General features: G+C 64.1%; 18 protein-coding genes and 1 pseudogene. 3 read left to right on the plus strand and 16 right to left on the minus strand.

Features of this window, described 5'->3' with window-relative positions; translation table 11 throughout:
* Positions 1-27: 27 nt before the first annotated feature.
* The 3 genes from OW521_RS03800 to OW521_RS03810 form a co-directional block, all read right to left on the minus strand.
* Complete coding sequence (locus OW521_RS03800) at positions 28-588, minus strand: regulatory protein RecX (protein ID WP_268023086.1); 561 nt, start codon at positions 586-588, stop codon at positions 28-30.
* A gap of 109 nt (positions 589-697) precedes the next feature.
* Entirely contained in the window at positions 698-1744 is a 1047-nt protein-coding gene (gene recA, locus OW521_RS03805; RefSeq protein ID WP_268023088.1) for a recombinase RecA, read from the minus strand.
* Positions 1745-1984: 240 nt separating this feature from the next.
* On the minus strand, positions 1985-2224 hold the full coding sequence (locus OW521_RS03810) for a DUF3046 domain-containing protein (protein WP_234753123.1): 240 nt from the start codon (positions 2222-2224) through the stop codon (positions 1985-1987).
* Positions 2225-2265: 41 nt separating this feature from the next.
* Here OW521_RS03810 and OW521_RS03815 point away from each other — a divergent pair, with 41 nt between their 5' ends.
* The gene (locus OW521_RS03815; protein WP_184735788.1) at positions 2266-2763 is read left to right on the plus strand and encodes a MarR family winged helix-turn-helix transcriptional regulator; all 498 of its coding nucleotides are present in this window, start codon (positions 2266-2268) and stop codon (positions 2761-2763) included.
* 159 nt (positions 2764-2922) lie between these two features.
* Here OW521_RS03815 and OW521_RS03820 read toward each other — a convergent pair whose 3' ends face one another.
* The 7 genes and pseudogenes from OW521_RS03820 to OW521_RS03850 all read right to left on the minus strand — a co-directional run bounded on the left by OW521_RS03820 (position 2923) and on the right by OW521_RS03850 (position 10811).
* Entirely contained in the window at positions 2923-3375 is a 453-nt protein-coding gene (locus OW521_RS03820) for a helix-turn-helix domain-containing protein (RefSeq protein ID WP_265978371.1), read from the minus strand.
* A gap of 131 nt (positions 3376-3506) precedes the next feature.
* The gene (locus OW521_RS03825; RefSeq protein WP_268023093.1) at positions 3507-4010 is read right to left on the minus strand and encodes a CinA family protein; all 504 of its coding nucleotides are present in this window, start codon (positions 4008-4010) and stop codon (positions 3507-3509) included.
* Positions 4007-4612 (minus strand): CDP-diacylglycerol--glycerol-3-phosphate 3-phosphatidyltransferase, encoded by a 606-nt coding sequence (pgsA, locus tag OW521_RS03830; protein ID WP_268023094.1) that lies wholly within the window; start codon positions 4610-4612, stop codon positions 4007-4009. Before pgsA ends, OW521_RS03825 begins: the two co-directional genes overlap by 4 nt.
* 9 nt (positions 4613-4621) lie before the next feature.
* Positions 4622-7486 (minus strand): FtsK/SpoIIIE family DNA translocase, encoded by a 2865-nt coding sequence (locus OW521_RS03835; RefSeq protein WP_268023101.1) that lies wholly within the window; start codon positions 7484-7486, stop codon positions 4622-4624.
* Between the two features lie 210 nt (positions 7487-7696).
* Complete coding sequence (locus OW521_RS03840) at positions 7697-9388, minus strand: ribonuclease J (RefSeq protein ID WP_268023103.1); 1692 nt, start codon at positions 9386-9388, stop codon at positions 7697-7699.
* Positions 9389-9415: 27 nt separating this feature from the next.
* A pseudogene (gene dapA, locus OW521_RS03845) lies at positions 9416-10326 on the minus strand (4-hydroxy-tetrahydrodipicolinate synthase).
* A gap of 86 nt (positions 10327-10412) precedes the next feature.
* Positions 10413-10811, minus strand: a complete 399-nt coding sequence (locus OW521_RS03850; RefSeq protein WP_268023105.1) for a hypothetical protein — start codon at positions 10809-10811, stop codon at positions 10413-10415.
* Between the two features lie 156 nt (positions 10812-10967).
* Between OW521_RS03850 and OW521_RS03855 the strand changes: the two genes are divergently transcribed.
* A complete protein-coding gene (locus OW521_RS03855) occupies positions 10968-11174 on the plus strand; it encodes a hypothetical protein (protein ID WP_268023107.1) in 207 nt (68 codons plus the stop codon).
* Positions 11137-12201, plus strand: a complete 1065-nt coding sequence (locus OW521_RS03860; protein ID WP_268023108.1) for a DDE-type integrase/transposase/recombinase — start codon at positions 11137-11139, stop codon at positions 12199-12201. Before OW521_RS03855 ends, OW521_RS03860 begins: the two co-directional genes overlap by 38 nt.
* Before the next feature lie 40 nt (positions 12202-12241).
* On the opposite strand, the gene OW521_RS03865 is transcribed toward OW521_RS03860, so the two are convergent.
* The 6 genes from OW521_RS03865 to OW521_RS03890 all read right to left on the minus strand — a co-directional run bounded on the left by OW521_RS03865 (position 12242) and on the right by OW521_RS03890 (position 16293).
* On the minus strand, positions 12242-12730 hold the full coding sequence (locus OW521_RS03865; RefSeq protein ID WP_268023110.1) for a hypothetical protein: 489 nt from the start codon (positions 12728-12730) through the stop codon (positions 12242-12244).
* Positions 12731-12734: 4 nt separating this feature from the next.
* Positions 12735-13493, minus strand: a complete 759-nt coding sequence (dapB, locus tag OW521_RS03870) for a 4-hydroxy-tetrahydrodipicolinate reductase (protein WP_268023112.1) — start codon at positions 13491-13493, stop codon at positions 12735-12737.
* Between the two features lie 74 nt (positions 13494-13567).
* Entirely contained in the window at positions 13568-14023 is a 456-nt protein-coding gene (locus OW521_RS03875) for a molybdenum cofactor biosynthesis protein MoaE (protein WP_265978384.1), read from the minus strand.
* Positions 14013-14513 (minus strand): MogA/MoaB family molybdenum cofactor biosynthesis protein, encoded by a 501-nt coding sequence (locus OW521_RS03880; protein WP_265978385.1) that lies wholly within the window; start codon positions 14511-14513, stop codon positions 14013-14015. Before OW521_RS03880 ends, OW521_RS03875 begins: the two co-directional genes overlap by 11 nt.
* Positions 14510-15049, minus strand: coding sequence for a cyclic pyranopterin monophosphate synthase MoaC (gene moaC, locus OW521_RS03885; protein ID WP_326494033.1), 540 nt, complete (start codon positions 15047-15049; stop codon positions 14510-14512). Before moaC ends, OW521_RS03880 begins: the two co-directional genes overlap by 4 nt.
* Positions 15050-15072: 23 nt before the next feature.
* Positions 15073-16293, minus strand: a complete 1221-nt coding sequence (locus OW521_RS03890; RefSeq protein WP_268023115.1) for a molybdopterin molybdotransferase MoeA — start codon at positions 16291-16293, stop codon at positions 15073-15075.
* Positions 16294-16335 lie beyond the last annotated feature (42 nt).

Consider the following 16335-nt stretch of genomic DNA (forward strand, 5'->3'; position numbering starts at 1 on the left):
GTAGCTCTCAGTGTGCCGGCTCCCCGTCTAAGTGGTCTGGTTCGTCTCCGGCGCGGTGGTTTCCCAGCCACCACGGAGCTCCGATTCGCCTGCCAAAGCTTCGTCCAGGACCTGGCCAACGATCCGGAAAGCCGCTGATGGTTGGTAGCCCTTTCGTGCGAGCATCGAGGCAAGGCGACGGGTCTGCTTATCGCGTTCGGCCCTGTCCGAAAGGTCGACGCCGGCCCTCAGCCGACGCGCGACCAGATCCTTGGCCGCGTTCCGCTCGTCGTCATCGCTCAGTTGTGCCAGGGCAACCTCAGCCGTCTCAGCATCGATTCCTTTGTCCGCCAATTCGCGCCGCAAGGCGCCCCGGGCAAGCTTCCTCGACTGAGCGCGGCTACGGACCCACATCTCGGCAAATTCGGCATCATCAATGAGCCGGACTTCCACGAAACGGTCCAATACAGCTTCGGCTACGACTTCCGGCACATTCCGCTCAGCCAGTTTGCGCGCAAGCTGAAGCCTGCTCTTGGGCGAGTTGGTCAGTTGGCGGAGCACAATGGCCCGCGCAACTGCTTCCGGATCGGCTTCAGGGTCCGCCGCCACGGGCGAATCCGCGGATGGACCCCAGGGCCGGGCGGACCGGGCGGACTCTGAAGACGGGGAAGACCCGAAGGACCGAGCAGAACCCGATGACTGAGAGTGGCCCTGGCGCTTAGCCGTCAACGGCCTTCAGCTTCGGCGACGCCTCGGTCTCGGCAGGCTTGACTCCGACACCGAGTTTTTCCTTGATGAGCCGCTCGAGGTCCGCGGCCAACTCCGGGTTGTCGCGCAGGAAGCGGCGGGAGTTCTCCATACCCTGACCCAGCTGGTCACCGTCATAGGTGAACCATGAACCGGACTTCTTGATGATGCCGTGCTCGACGCCCATGTCGATGATGCCGCCCTCACGGGAAATGCCCTGGCCATAGATGATGTCGAACTCAGCGATCTTGAAGGGCGGAGCCATCTTGTTTTTGACGATCTTGGCCTTGGTGCGGTTACCTACCGAATCCGCGCCTTCCTTCAGCGTCTGGATGCGGCGGACGTCGATGCGGATGGAAGCATAGAACTTCAGGGCCTTACCACCTGTAGTGGTCTCCGGGGAGCCGAAGAAGACGCCGATCTTCTCACGGAGCTGGTTGATGAAAATAGCGGTCGTCTTGGTCTGGCTCAGCCGGCCGGTGATCTTACGCAGGGCCTGGCTCATAAGACGGGCCTGAAGGCCGACGTGGGAGTCGCCCATTTCGCCTTCGATTTCCGCGCGGGGAACCAAGGCGGCGACGGAGTCGATCACGATGACGTCCAAGGAGCCGGAGCCGATCAGCATGTCCATGATCTCGAGCGCCTGCTCACCGGTATCCGGCTGCGAAACCAGGAGCGCGTCGGTGTCGACGCCCAGTTTCGCCGCGTATTCGGGATCGAGGGCGTGCTCGGCGTCGATGAAGGCTGCGATGCCTCCCTGACGCTGCGCGTTGGCCACAGCGTGGAGCGCGACAGTGGTCTTACCCGAGGATTCCGGGCCGTAAATCTCAACGACACGGCCACGAGGCAGGCCACCAATGCCAAGAGCGACATCCAGGGCGATGGAGCCGGTCGGAATGACCTCGATGGGCGCCCGGACTTCGTCACCCAGGCGCATGACCGAGCCCTTGCCGAATTGCTTGTCAATCTGGGCAAGCGCTGCCTCGAGCGCCTTCTCGCGATCCTGATTTGCCGCCATGGTTCACACCTCTGATGCTTTCTCGCTGTGGACTGGCCTGAACGGCCGCTTTCCTGTCTCATCCGACGCTAGTACGGGCCGCTGACAATTTTGCGTGCGACTTCGTCTATGTGGAAAACCACAGGGTTCGGATGATGCGAAAACCGGTCCGCTAGGGTCAATTTTCCTCTGAAAGGAGCATAGCCTCATCCGAACAGATATTCGAACAAATTTGTTGGCGTGTCCCCCGGGAACTGGAAGTCAGAACGTCCCTGAGCCCTTGTCGGCAGGTTTGACGTCCCTGCCGAGCCGTCGCTCCGGCGGAACGTCCTGGACGTCGCACAGGGCAAGCCAGACGTCGCGGGGGCTGTAGCCCGCAGCCAAGGCGTCGTTTGCCGTACGGCCGCCGACGCCGGCCAATACAAGGGAGCTGCTGAGGACCCGGGAGTAGCCAGCCCCGAATTCATCGTCCATCAGCCGCCAGAAGTCACTGATCCGCACCAATAGAGTCTCTCACGGGACCGGACTCTAGAATGGTTGTCATGAGCAACACTCCCGACGACGCACCAGAGATGGTGGAGGCAGGCGACAACGTCGACGCCGCCCTCCAGCAGGTGGAACACCAGCTGAGCATGTTCTGGCGACGCGCACGATCGCTGTCCCACCAGTTATCCCGGCAGGTCCATCCCGACATGGAACCAGCTGCTTACGGACTGCTGTCGATCATCCGGAAAGAGGGCCCCATTCGCCTGACGGAACTCGCCTCGTGCATCGGCGTCGGGAAACCGTCGGTGAGCCGCCAGATCGCGTTCCTCGAGAGCATCGGCATGGTCTACAAAGAGGCCGATCCCCAAGATGGCCGCGCACAGTCGATCCGGCTCACCCCTAAGGGCGAAGAAAAGATGCACCAGGTCCAGGACGCACGACGGCAGGTATTCCGGGAACGGCTGGGTGAGTGGCCGCTGGAGGAAATCCAGACGCTGGCAGACTACATTGAGCGGCTCAACGCCGCTTACGGCGAAGGAATCGGCAAGGACTGACCCCAAGCCACACAGACCCAAGAAGGAGGACCTCCAACTGGAGGCCCTCCTTCTTTACTTCAAGTATTCGGCTATGTCTCACCGCACGGATCCCGGCATTCCGGGCGTGAACGTGCTGGATCGCGCTCCGGTAACGGCTTACCGGAGGGCAGGGTCCGTCTAACGGGCTCCGGAGAGCATGCCCTGGGTGAAGTCACCGTTCAATTCGGCGCTGAGCTCACGGTCGAGATCGCGGCCATAGCGCTGGGCGAATTCCTGTGGGACGGTGTCCGGAACAGCGACGCCTTCGGCGACGGCAACCCGGTCACTGACTTCGCGGAGCATGCCGGACAACGGAACGTCCAGGGCCGAGCAGATTGAGGACAGCAACTCTGAGGATGCTTCCTTCTGACCACGCTCAACTTCGCTCAGGTAGCCAAGGGAAACGCGGGCGCTGTGCGAGACTTCGCGGAGCGTACGGCCCTGACGCTGGCGGACATCGCGCAGAACATCACCGATTTCGTGACGCAGTACAACCATTTTGCGCTCCTTCTGTTCGCTCGGTGCCTTCTCGGCCAAGCCCACATCCTTCCAGCGGACAACGCCGTTTACGGATACGGGCTGCTTAACCATCTGTATCGCCTTGCTCCCTCGTGAGTCCGGTTCACCGCGCAGGTGCACCGGTTGTTTCTACATCCTAGGCGCCCCGGCCATTCCGAGGCGACACAATGTAACAACTATTGAGCTTCGGTTTTTGTTCCCGGCTACTTTACGCGTGGTAGGTCGGTGCGGACAAGGCACTCCAGCAAGCGCTCCAGCGCGGCCACATTTGCCTGCGCGCGGATGGCTGGGCGATCCCCGTGGAAGGAGTAGGCGTGCGCCGTAGTTCCGCTCGACGTCGCGACGGCGATGAAGACGGTTCCCACCGGTTTTCCGTCGTGCGGCAAGGGCCCGGCAACTCCCGTTGTGGACACTCCGACGTCGGCCCCGCATGCGCGCCTGGCGCCGTCGGCCATGGCCACCGCCACCGCGGCGTCAACGGATCCGACCGCGGAGAGCAGCTCCGGCGAGACCCCCAGAACCGCCGCCTTCACTGAATTCTGATACGCGACCACGCCGCCCTGGAGCATGCCTGAGGCGCCCGGCGTATCAGCGAGGGTCGCAGCAACCAGGCCGGCCGTCAGCGATTCCGCGGTAGCCACCGTGAGGCCCCGCTCGATGGCGAGGGCGACGGCGGCCGCGGCCACCTCGTCAGCGGTCCGGCTCATGCGGCCCGCCTTCCTGCGGCGCGGAGCTTAACGGCCTCGATGACGTACTCGACGCCGGTCCACACCGTGATGGCGAGGGCGACGAGCATGACCCAGAACGCAAGGCTCCCGAGCCATGGCGCGAGGGAATACAACGGCAGGATGTAAAGGAAGATGGCGACGGTCTGGATGACGGTCTTAAGCTTGCCGCCACGCGAGGCCGGCATGACGCCATAGCGGATGACAAAGAAGCGCAGGGCAGTGATCCCCCATTCGCGCACGAGAATGAGGATGGTGATCCACCAGGGCAGCTCGCCCAGGGCTGACAGAAGAACCAGCGCGGATCCAATGAGCAGCTTGTCGGCAATGGGGTCGGCTATCTTCCCGAAGTTGGTGACGAGGTTGCGGCTCCGGGCGATGTCGCCGTCGAGCTTGTCCGTGTAGATGGCCACAGCGAAGGCGACCACGGCGGCCCAGCGCCAGATCCCGTTCTGGCTGTTGTCCGCGAGGAGAAACCAAACGAAGAACGGGACCAGGACAATTCGGAGCATCGTCAGGATGTTTGGCAGGTTCCAGATGTCCGATCCGTTGGAACCGGCTTTGCTGCCCTCGGATGTAGTCACTCCCCTAGGCTACCGTCCGGTCAGTGACCAGGCGTCCTCGCCACCGTCTTCCTCGTCATCGGAACTGTCCGCCCCGTCGTGGTAATCCGTCACCTGCTTGCGGCGTTCGAGATCGGAGGCGACCAGGTCTTCGGCATAGCCCCCGACGGCGATGTTCGCGTTCGCGTTGTCGCTGAGGGCTGCGGTGTGCGCATCAGGCGTAGCGGGAGCCTCCTGGCCCTTCATCGCCGCCAGCACGGGAGCGAGGTCGTCCGGCTTGACCAGGACATCGCGGGCCTTGGAGCCTTCCGACGGCCCCACGACCCCGCGCGATTCCAGAAGATCCATGAGGCGGCCGGCCTTGGCGAAGCCGACGCGGAGCTTGCGCTGCAGCATCGACGTGGAGCCGAACTGCGTGGTGACCACGAGTTCTGTAGCCTGCAGCAGGACTTCGAGATCGTCTCCGATGTCGTCGTCGATCTGCTTCTTCTGCGCCTCGGGCGCGACGTCGTCCCGGTAGACGGCCTTGAGCTGGCCCTTGACGTGCTCCACCACCCGGTGGATTTCGGATTCGGTGACCCAGGCGCCCTGCACACGCATCGCCTTCGAGGCCCCCATGGGAAGGAAGAGCGCGTCACCTTGGCCAATGAGCTTCTCCGCGCCGGGCTGGTCCAGGACCACGCGGGAGTCGGTGACAGAGGACGTCGCAAAGGCCATCCGGGAAGGAACGTTGGCCTTGATCAGGCCTGTCACAACGTCCACCGAAGGACGCTGGGTCGCCAGAACCAAGTGGATACCGGCGGCGCGGGCAAGCTGGGTAATTCGGACGATGCAGTCTTCGACGTCCCGCGGGGCCACCATCATGAGGTCGGCGAGCTCGTCAACGATCACCAGCAGATAGGGGTACGGCTTGATGACGCGCTTGGAGTCAACCGGCGGAACCACTTTCCCGGCACGGACGGCCTTGTTGAAGTCATCGATGTGCTTGAAACCATAGTTGGCAAGGTCGTCATAGCGGGCGTCCATTTCACGGACCACCCATTGCAGCGCCTCAGCAGCTTTCTTGGGGTTGGTGATGATCGGAGTGATCAAGTGTGGAACGCCCTCGTACGCGGTGAGTTCCACCCGCTTGGGGTCCACCATGACCATGCGGACCTCGTCCGGCGTGGCCCGCATGAGGATGGACGTAATCATGGAGTTCACAAAGGACGACTTACCGGCACCCGTGGCACCCGCCACGAGCAAGTGAGGCATTTTGGCGAGGTTTGCGACGACGTAGCCGCCCTCGACGTCCTTGCCGACGCCCATCACCATGGGATGGTCTGTGCGCCTCGCGTTTTGGCTACGCAGGACATCGCCGAGGGACACGGTCTCGCGATCCGTATTGGGGATCTCGATGCCGATTGCTGACTTGCCGGGGATCGGGCTGAGAATACGGACATCGCTCGACGCCACCGCGTAGGAAATGTTCTTGGACAAGGCCGTCACGCGCTCCACCTTGGTGCCCGGCGCAAGTTCGATCTCGTAGCGGGTCACGGTAGGCCCACGGCTGAAGCCGGTGACCGTGGCGTCCACGTTGAACTGCTGCATGGTGTCCGTCAGGGCAGCCACTACGGCGTCGTTCGCTTCCGTGCGCTCCTTCGGGATGGAACCGGGAGTCAGGTTGTCCGACGACGGCAGCGTGTAGGTCACGTCGCCGGCGAGCGAAAGTTGTTCGGTGCGCTGCGGGATCGGTGTCGGGGGCGGCGGCGGACTGACAGGCGCCGAAGGCACAATGACGGGCGGCACGGCCGACGAAAGGGCCGCGGCCGGCGCAATCAAGGGGATCGCTTCTGTGGCGTTGTCCGCATCTGCCTTCGGGCTTCCAAGTCCCTGCGCGGCCTTGATCTTCTCGACGGCGATTTCGGCCTGGGTCGGGCGGCGCACCCCAGGCGGCACGGAAGGGGCGCCCTTCGCGGGAGGGGCGTCGTCGTCGACGATTGCGTGCTCGAACGCCTCATCGCCGACATAGCCTTCAAGCCCGGTGTCGTCGTCGTGGTCCCTGCCGAAGAAGCGCTTGCGGCGTTTCTTCTTCGGCTCCACGGCCGCCTCGTTTTCGTGGAGGTAACTGCGATCGTGCGAATCGCCGTGTCCGGCGTCGGCATCCACCAGGTCGACGCCCATGAGGTGCTCGTACGCGCCGCGGATACGTCGGGGAATGGCGCCGAAAGGCGTGGCCGTGACAATGAGGAGGGAGACGAACGCCAAGGCGCCGTAGACGATGACCGGTACTACGGGATGGATGGCGGCAAGAGGCGACGCCGCGAGGAAGCCGAGCATTCCCCCGGCTCGCCGGAGACCGTCGAAGCCATCAGCGACGGTCGGCTGGCCCCCGATGATGTGGGCCAAACCCGTCCCGGCGAAAGTCATGATCAGGAAGCCTATGCCCACGCGGTTGTTGCCGCGGCTGTCCCACGGCTGCCGGAAGAGCCGGAATGCGCAGACGAAAAGCATGAGCGGCAGAATCAGCGACACCCAGCCGAAGGTCCCGTTCACGATGCCGTAGACGACGTCGGGGAACCAGCCCTTGAAGCCCCACCAGGCGAAGGTCGCGATGAAGACACCGAGCGCCAGGTTGAAAAGCGCGGCGCCGTCCCGGCGATCCGAGGGATCAAGGTCGCTGACGTCGTGGCCGATCCGGCGAATGCCTGCACCGACCACGTGCCCGATTCCCAGCCATGCTCCGGCAAACGCACGCAGGATCCAGGGTTGTTGGGGTTCGACGACGGCAGCCTGCTTGCCGCGGGCCGTCGCTGTGCCGCTCCTCCCGGACTTGGCCGGGGTCCGGCCGCTGCCCGAGCCGCCGGATTTGTTATTGGAGCTGCCTCTAGGCGCGGAGGTAGTACGAGTCGCCATATCCGCCACGCTACCCCAGTCCGTGCGGAATCCCGCGGATTTCAGGGGCGCGGGGAAACCATGTTGCCCCTGTTGAACAATCAGCGGGCTCGGTGTCACCTGGACCTGGGCCCCAACACACGAACGGCCCGGTTCGTAAGAACCGGGCCGTTCGGAGACTGGCTCCGGGGTCCGTGCTGGCTATGCCGCTGGAAGCTAGGCCTCTAGAAGCTAGGCCTCCAATACCAGCGGGATGATCATGGGCCGCCGGCGGAGCTTGCGGTTGACCCACGTGCCGATCACGCGACGGACCACCTGCTGCAGCTGGTGGTTGGTGTGGTCCGCGTGGTGGAGCACTGCGTCTTCAAGGGCCGCGTTGATCTTGGGGATGATCTCATCGAACACCGAATCGTCCTCGGCCACGCCGCGGGCGTGGATCTCCGGGCCTGAGACAATCTTGCCCGTGGTGCGGTTGATCACGGTGATGACGGAGATGAAGCCCTCGTCGCCGAGGATCCTGCGGTCCTTGAGATCGGCGTCGGTGATTTCACCCACGCTGGAGCCGTCCACGTAGACGAAGCCCACTTCAACTTGGCCTACCACGTTGGCCTTGTGGTCCCTGAGGTCGATGACTGTGCCGTTATCGCTGAGGATCACGCGGTCCGAGGGGACGCCGGAGTCCTCCGCCAGGTTGCCGTTGGCGATGAGGTGGCGGGTTTCGCCGTGCACGGGCATGGCGTTCAGCGGTTTGAGGATGTTGTAGCAGTAGAGCAGTTCGCCCGCGGCCGCGTGGCCGGAAACGTGCACCTTGGCGTTGCCCTTGTGGACGACGTCGGCGCCGAGTTTGAGCAGCCCGTTGATGATCCGGTAGACGGCATTCTCGTTACCCGGGATGAGGCTTGAGGCCAGAATGACTGTGTCGCCCTCTCCAACCACTACACGGTGGTCGCCATTGGCCATGCGGGAAAGCGCTGCCATGGGCTCACCTTGGGAGCCCGTGGACATCAGGACTACGCGGTGGTCCGGCAATTTTTCGATGTTCTTGATGTCCACGAGGATTCCCGGTGGGACGTCAAGGTAGCCCAGCTTTGCCGCGATGGCCATGTTGCGCACCATCGACCTGCCCACAAAGGCGACGTTGCGGCCGTGCTTGGCGGCGGCGTCGAGAACCTGCTGGACACGGTGAACGTGCGAGGAGAAGGACGCAACGATGATGCGCTTTTTGGCCTGACCGAACAGACGGTCCAGCGTGGGACCGATTTCCTTCTCGGCCGTGGTGAAGCCTGGGACATCCGCGTTGGTGGAGTCGGCCATGAACAGGTCCACTCCTTCTTCGCCGAGGCGGGCGAAGTGGCGCAGGTCCGTGATGCGGCCATCCAGGGGCAGCTGGTCCATCTTGAAGTCGCCCGTGTGCAGCACATTGCCGCCGGCGGTTCGGATGAAGACAGCCAAGGCGTCCGGAATCGAGTGGTTGACTGCAACGAATTCACATTCGAACGGCCCGAACTGCTCCACTTGCCCTTCGGCAACCGTGAGCGTGTACGGCTTGATCCGGTGTTCCTGGAGCTTGGCCTCAATGAGGGCAAGGGTCAGCTGGGAACCGACCAAGGGCAAGTCCGGGCGCAGGCGCAGAAGGTACGGCACAGCGCCGATGTGGTCTTCGTGGCCGTGCGTCAGGACGATGGCAACGACGTCGTCGAGCCTGTCCTCGATGTACGAGAAATCGGGCAGGATGAGGTCAACACCCGGCTGTGTCTCTTCAGGGAAGAGCACGCCGCAGTCGACAACCAGCAGCTTGCCGTTGATTTCGAAAACGGCCATGTTGCGGCCAATCTCCCCGAGCCCCCCAAGGGGCACAATCCGGAGTGTTCCCTGCGGAAGTTTGGGCGGGGTGGCAAGTCCGGGAAGGGCGGTTTGGGTCATAATGCGCTACTTTCCGGCGGAATCCTTCTAGACAGTGAAGTCCATTCCAGCTTCCGCCAAGTCCTCGCGGATGGTTGCGATCTCGGCGGCGTCCGGCTCCACGAGGGGCAAACGGACAACCGAGTTGGGCAGGACTCCCTGCCATTAAGAATTTGTTTGGCGGCGACAGCGCCTTGGACCCGGGTCATGGTTGCACGGACCACAGGCTCCAGTTCGAAATTGATCTTGCGCGCCGTGCCGAGGTCGTTCGCGTTGATGGCGTCCACCAGCTCACGGAATCGGCGGGTGACGACGTGCGTCGTGACGCCTACCAGGCCGACTGCGCCCAGGGCCATCCACTGGAGGGTCAGGCCATCGTCCCCCGAGTAGAAAAGAAGGTCGGTTTCAGCCATGACGCGCGTTGCAGCGGCAAAATCGGCTTTGGCATCCTTGACCGCGACGATGTTGGGGTGGGCGGCAAGACCGATCATGGTCTCCGGTGCGATCTGGATGGAAGAACGCCCGGGAATGTCGTACAACATGACGGGCAGCTCGGTGGCCGACGCAATGGTCTCGAAATGGGCCCGGACGCCGGCCTGGCTCGGCTTGTTGTAGTACGGCGTGACGATCAGGAGGCCATCGACGCCGAGTTTCGCGGCTTCCTGGGAGAGGTGCACCGAGTGTGCGGTGTCATTGGTCCCGGTTCCCGCGATGATTGCGGCGCGACCGCCGACGGCTTCCTTCACGGCGCGGAACATGCCGAGGTTTTCAGCATCCGTGAGCGTTGACGTCTCTCCGGTTGTTCCCGTGACAACCAAGCCATCGCAGCCGTCGTCGACGAGCTTGACTGCCAGTTCCGCTGCCTGCTTGTAATCGACTTCGCCGTCCTTCGTGAACGGGGTGACCATGGCGGTCAGAAGGGTACCGAGAGCAGGAACGTTCGCACGAGAGTCAGACATATGAAAAACGTTACCCTGTCAGCTGCAGGATAGGAGAATGGCGGCGTCGTGATTGTCGTCAAATTCAGCGAAATGGGAGCTAGGCCTCAAGCTGAAGCGTCGCGAGGGCGATTGCCGAACGTCGCTGTGTGGTCCGGGTTCTTCCCGTCGGGCTTCGCAGCCGTCTCCGGCGAGCAATACCGGGCAACCGCCGATTCCCGCATGCGGTCCGCCCACGCACACAGCCGCTGCGCGGCACGCACGTAGTCGAACAGTTCAACAGGGGTCAACGATTCGAGGTCAGTCTCCGCAAGCCGCCTGGCAAGCTCGGCTCCCGGTTGCTGATCGCCCAGAACGGTTCCCTCGCGCCGCCAGTGCACATCTTCCGGCGGCTCCCCCGCGACGAGTTGCCGGAAGAGGAAATCGACGACGCCCGGGCTCATCGCCTTCATGGGCCCGTCCAGGCCTTGGGGGTACGCGTTCGGCCGCTTCGAAGGATCGTTCATGCAGCCATGGTATTCGAACATATATTCGAATACAAGATTCCGACGAGACTCACCTATAGTGCTCGCGAAATGGGGTGCGTGCCTCATTTGGGAAACGCTCGCGAAATCACCGGGCCGCCACGGGCGCGGCGGTGACGATGAGGGATGGACCTGTCGTTGGGAACGCGTAGGGATATCACGAAGAAGTACGCCACCGGTTACGCGAAGTCATCGAAGACGGCCAAGGGTCTGATTTTGGACGAGCTCGTGGCTGTTACGGGGTGGTCCCGGGCCAACGCCCGCAGGGCGCTGGCCACGGCGCAAGCGGAAGGGCCCTGCGAAGACGGTGGCGCGGAAGCCGCGGGGGCGGTCCTACGGCTATGACACCCTCAAGGTCCTGATCAGTGTGTGGCGGTTGGCCGGGATGCCGTCGGGCAAATACCTGGCCGTGACCATGGGTCTGTGGCTGCCCAAGCTCGAGACCTTCGGGGAACTCGATGCCAGGCGGCTAACCCCGGCGGTGAGGGCGCAGTTGCTGACGGTCTCCGGAGCGACGATCGACCGGCTACTCAAGCCCACGAAGGACGCGGACAGGCCCAAGGGGCTGTCCGCGACGAAGGCCGGGCCGCTGCTGCGGAACTCGATCACGGTCCGCAAGGCCGGGGATGAACACGAACAGGCCCCGGGGTTCATCGAGGCGGACATGGTTGTGCACTGCGGGCCCACCCTGGCCGGTGAATTCGCCAGGACACTGACCGCCACGGATGTGTTCACCGGCTGGACGGAGAACGTCGCGGTCCGAAACGGTGCGCACAAATGGGTGCTGGAAGCCATGGACGAGGTCGTGTCCCGGTTACCGTTCCCACTGGTTGGCCTGGACACGGACAACGGTGGGGAATTCATCAATTACGCCTTGATCAGATGGGCCGGCGAGAGGGATATCTACTTCACCCGCTCCCGGCCCTACAAGTCCAACGACAACGCCCATGTCGAGCAGAAGAACGGCGACGTGGTCCGCCGGCACGCCTTCCACTACCGCTACGACACCGCCGCGGAGCTGCAGCTCCTCAACGCCCTCTACGCCCTCGTCCGGGTCCGGCTGAACCTGTTCACCGCCACCACCAAAGCAACCGGATGGCGCTCGAACAAACACGGGAAAAAGACCCGCGTCTACGACAAGCCCCGGACCCCGTACCAGCGCGTCATCGACTCTGGAATCCTCACCGAAGCCAAAGCCGCTGAACTCGCCCAACTGATGGAGACCACCAACCCGGCCGACCTCACCCGGGGCATCACCAAAATTCAGACCCAGCTGATCGCCCTCGCCGCAGCGAAAACACAGGCCCTGGAAGCATCATCCACGCGAGCACAAATAGATGAGGCACGGGAACTCATTTCGCGAGCATCTTGACCTGAGGCATTACGGATTCTTCCGTTCGGACCGACCGCGGCTACTGCTCCGCCGCGGTGGGCTGGGCGCGGAAGAGGCGCACGGCGTCGCGCATCGATTCCCTGGCACGCTTGCGGTCGCCGGCGGCATCGTAGGCGCAGCTAAGCCGGAACCAGGAGCGCCAGTCCTCGGGCGCAGCCTCCGCCTCCACGCGGTACTTCTCGAACTCGGCGTCCGCAGCGGCGCGGACGATGCGCCCACCAGGCGTACGCGGCAGGTTGTCCACCGGCAGCCCGCCCTCGGCTTCGAGCACCTTGGCCATTTTCTCGGTGCGGGCACCAAAGAGCAGTTCGCGGATCAACGCCCAGGCTCCGATGATGGGGAGCACCAAGTAAGCCGCGCCGATTCCCTTGGCTACCAGGTTCTGGTCGCTGAGCAGGAGGATCGAACGCTGGAAGGTGACCACCAGGTAGAGAACCAGCAGCAGTGTGACAGCACCCACCCAGATCTTGGTGCGGTTCTTCTTGAATGCGTTCCAGAGCGAACCCATGCGCCTAGAGCCCCAAGTCCAGGTAGCCGTCCAGGCCGACTGTCAGCCCGGGGTGGGCCGCAACGTTGCGCAGCCCCAGCAACACGCCGGGCATGAAGGAAGCCCGGTCGAAGGAATCGTGGCGGATGGTCAGTTGCTCCCCCGGACCACCGAGCAGCACTTCCTGATGCGCCACGAGCCCGCGCAGGCGGACGCTGTGGACGCGGACACCGTCCACGTCGCAACCGCGCGCACCGTCGAGGGCGGTGTCCGTAGCGTCCGGGCTGACCGGGACGCCGGCTTCTTCGCGGGCCGCCGCAATGAGCTGGGCCGTACGGACGGCCGTACCCGAAGGCGCGTCCACCTTGTTCGGGTGGTGAAGCTCGACGATCTCGACCGATTCAAAATATTTGGAGGCTTTAGCGGCAAATGCCGAGGCGAGGACGGAACCCAGGGCGAAGTTCGGTGCGATCAGGACCCCTGAGCCGGGGTTCGCGGCAAGCAACTCGCGCAAGGCGGCAAGCCGTGCGGCGTCCCAGCCGGTAGTGCCGACAACAGCGTGCATACCGTGTTCGACGGCGAAACGGACGTTAGCTTCGGTGCTGTCCGGAACGGTGAGGTCCACAACATACTTGGCACCGGCGTCGAGCAGTGCATCAAGGGAATCGCCGCGTCCGAGTGCCGCGACAAGCTTCATGTCTGCGGCCGCCTCCACCGCCTTGACGGCTTCGATACCCATGCGCCCGTGGGCGCCCAGCACGGCGACAGCAAGTTGTTCGGTCATGCCCTTAACCCTACCGGGCGGAGCGCGCCGGGATCGCCCGGCGCCAACCCCCAGCTACTCCCCGGCGCCGCCGACTACTCGTCCGCCCCGACCCATTCCACCGTGCCGTCGCTGAAGAACTGTTCCTTCCAAATGGGCACCTGCGCCTTGATCCTGTCCACAAGCTCCGAGCACACGGCGAAGGCCTGTCCACGGTGGGCAGCGGCAACAGCACAAACGAGCGCAGGCTCACCGATCTCCAGCATGCCGATCCGGTGGGCCGCCCAAATGCGGACAGGCTGGGCAGCCTCTCCCGAGTGCTCCGCCACGAGCTGCGCCACGACGTCGGCCATGACCTGGTGGGCGGTGGGATGGGCGCTGTAGCTGAGCCTGTCCACGGGCTTGCCGCCGTCGTGGTTGCGGACCACGCCGCTGAAGCTCACCACCGCTCCCGCCGTGTCGGATTCCACGGCTGCGATGGCTTGATCCACGGAAATCGCTTCAGCGCTGAGGATCGCGCTGATTACTTCGAAGTCGGTTTCAGTGGTCATGGTTTCCCTCCAACTGATCGCACAGGTGGGCGATGACGGGATCAAGGACGGCAAGCCCGTCCATCACGCCCTTCGGCGAACCCGGTAGATTCACGATGAACGTCTTGCCTGCAGTTCCCGCATGCCCCCGGCTCAGCATGGCCATAGGCGTTTTGGCGGCTCCGGCGCGGCGGATGCCTTCCATGAGGCCCGGTATTTCGCGATCCAACAGAGGCAGCGTGACTTCGGGAGTTCGATCGTCGGGGCTGAGGCCCGTACCTCCGCTGGTAATCACGACGGCGGGTTCCTGGGTCAGGAGCGCACGGATTGCCGCACCGACTGGCTCGCCGTCCGGCACTACCATGACCGGGAACGTCTCGTAGCCGTGTTCGGCCAGCCAGTCCAGGATCACGGGACCGCTCTTGTCCTCGTAGATTCCTGCCGCGGCACGGGTGGAGGCAATGACGACGCCGGCCTTCCGCGGGCCGCGCTGGGGTTCGCAGGCGCTCATGCGTGTGACCCATCACTGGGCGTTGCGGACGAGGTGGGAAGGGCCCAGTCGCCGCTCTTTCCGCCACTCTTGGCGAGCACCTGGATCCCGCTGATCACGGCGTGCTTGTCCACTGCTTTGATCATGTCGTAGACGCTGAGCGCGGCCACGGATGCCGCAGTCAACGCTTCCATCTCCACGCCGGTGACGCCCCTGGTCTTGACCGTCGCCAGCACCACCACGGTGTCCGGACCGAGTTCGAAGTCCACGGTGACCTTGGAAATCGGCAACGGGTGGCACAGCGGGATGAGTTCGGGGGTCTTCTTGGCAGCCATGATCCCGGCAACGCGCGCCACGGCCAGGGCGTCCCCCTTGGGAAGCTCACCGGCGCCGAGCAGGGTAAGGACCTCGGAGGTGCTGTGGACGGTGGCGGTGGCGGTAGCCTCGCGCGTTGTCACTGCCTTCTCGGAGACATCGACCATTTGGGCAGTTCCATCCTGGCGCAAATGCGTAAGGGCGCCGCCATCCTGGCGTAAGTGGGTGAGGCCGCCAACCATGCCGGCGGAGTCTGAAGTGTCATTCACAACATCCATACTTCCACTTCCGCCCCGGCGTCGAGTTGCGTGACGTCTGCCGGAACCTGGACCAGCGCGTTCGAGTTGGCCAGCGCATGGATGAGATGGGAACCGACTCCGCCCTCCAGCCGGACTGTTCCACCCGGAAGCAGGGTTCCGCGGCGCACCTGGTGCTTTCCCGCGGGAGAGGTGAGCGACTCAGTAAGGCGCGCCTGCAGGCTGAGCCGCAATGCCGGGATTCCCACGACGGCGGCGAGCGCGGGGCGAAGGAACATTTCGAAGGACACGAGGCAGCTCACCGGGTTGCCGGGAAATCCGAGGAGGGGCACGCCATCGAACGTTCCGATTCCTTGGGGGCCGCCGGGCTGCATGGCCACGGACACGAATTCGACCGCTTTGCCATTCATGGCCTGCCTCACCACTTCGTAGGCTCCCTTACTGACTCCCCCGGTGGTCACGATGAGGTCGATTGCACCGAGGTGGGCGTGCAGGAGTTCTTTCAGGGCAGCAGGATCGTCACCGCTGATTCCCGTCCGCGTAACCCGCAGACCGGATTGCACCATGGCGGCTTCCAGCAGGGTTCCATTGGAATCGTAGATCTTGCCCTCCGGTAGGGACGTGCCGGGTTCCACGACTTCATCGCCCGTAGTCACCAGAAGCGCGCGCACCGGCGTGCGGACCGCGACGGCGGTCATCCCCAAGGCCGCGAGCAGCCCCAACTGTCCGGGCCCAAGGACAGTTCCGGCCCGCAAGGCAACGGTGCCCTCGGTGATGTCGCTCCCGGCGTCGCGGACGAACGTTCCGGGCTCGGTTGTCGGGAGGCGGACGGTTGCTACCACCCCGGGCGCGGGGAAGACATCAGGCACAGCCTGTTCGATGGGCACGACGGCGTCGGCACCCTCGGGCATCATGGCGCCGGTCATGATGGGAGCCGCGGTGCCGGGCACTAGCCGCGCCGGGAACGCGCCCGCCGGAACCGGGTCCACGACTGTCAGCTCCGCTCCGACGTCGCTCGCTGAGTGAGGTGCGAGGTCCGCCGAGCGGACGGCAAATCCGTCCATCTGGGAGTTGGCGAACGGCGGCAGGCTGAGGGGCGCCAGAACATCATCGGCGAGGACGCGGCCGAGCGCTGCCATCAAGGGCAATACCTCGGTGCTTCCTTGGCGCGCAAGGCCGGACAGAAGCTCCTTGACGGCTTCGCGGTGGGCTGCGACGGATCTGGCCACGGTGTTCCTCCCGATTGTTTTCGCTCAGACCTACACAGCCTA

This window comes from Arthrobacter sp. MMS18-M83 (assembly GCF_026683955.1).
In the GTDB taxonomy this organism is placed as follows: Bacteria; Actinomycetota; Actinomycetes; order Actinomycetales; family Micrococcaceae; genus Arthrobacter.

Excerpts from the sequence above, each read along its gene's own strand:
- recA (WP_268023088.1), bottom strand. The coding sequence starts at position 1,744 with ATGGCGGCAAATCAGGATCGCGAGAAGGCGCTCGAGGCAGCGCTTGCC.
- OW521_RS03815 (WP_184735788.1), top strand. The coding sequence starts at position 2,266 with ATGAGCAACACTCCCGACGACGCACCAGAGATGGTGGAGGCAGGCGAC.
- OW521_RS03820 (WP_265978371.1), bottom strand. The coding sequence starts at position 3,375 with ATGGTTAAGCAGCCCGTATCCGTAAACGGCGTTGTCCGCTGGAAGGAT.
- OW521_RS03825 (WP_268023093.1), bottom strand. The coding sequence starts at position 4,010 with ATGAGCCGGACCGCTGACGAGGTGGCCGCGGCCGCCGTCGCCCTCGCC.
- OW521_RS03835 (WP_268023101.1), bottom strand. The coding sequence starts at position 7,486 with ATGGCGACTCGTACTACCTCCGCGCCTAGAGGCAGCTCCAATAACAAA.
- OW521_RS03840 (WP_268023103.1), bottom strand. The coding sequence starts at position 9,388 with ATGACCCAAACCGCCCTTCCCGGACTTGCCACCCCGCCCAAACTTCCG.
- OW521_RS03850 (WP_268023105.1), bottom strand. The coding sequence starts at position 10,811 with ATGAACGATCCTTCGAAGCGGCCGAACGCGTACCCCCAAGGCCTGGAC.
- OW521_RS03865 (WP_268023110.1), bottom strand. The coding sequence starts at position 12,730 with ATGGGTTCGCTCTGGAACGCATTCAAGAAGAACCGCACCAAGATCTGG.
- dapB (WP_268023112.1), bottom strand. The coding sequence starts at position 13,493 with ATGACCGAACAACTTGCTGTCGCCGTGCTGGGCGCCCACGGGCGCATG.
- OW521_RS03875 (WP_265978384.1), bottom strand. The coding sequence starts at position 14,023 with ATGACCACTGAAACCGACTTCGAAGTAATCAGCGCGATCCTCAGCGCT.
- OW521_RS03880 (WP_265978385.1), bottom strand. The coding sequence starts at position 14,513 with ATGAGCGCCTGCGAACCCCAGCGCGGCCCGCGGAAGGCCGGCGTCGTC.
- moaC (WP_326494033.1), bottom strand. The coding sequence starts at position 15,049 with ATGGTTGGCGGCCTCACCCACTTACGCCAGGATGGCGGCGCCCTTACG.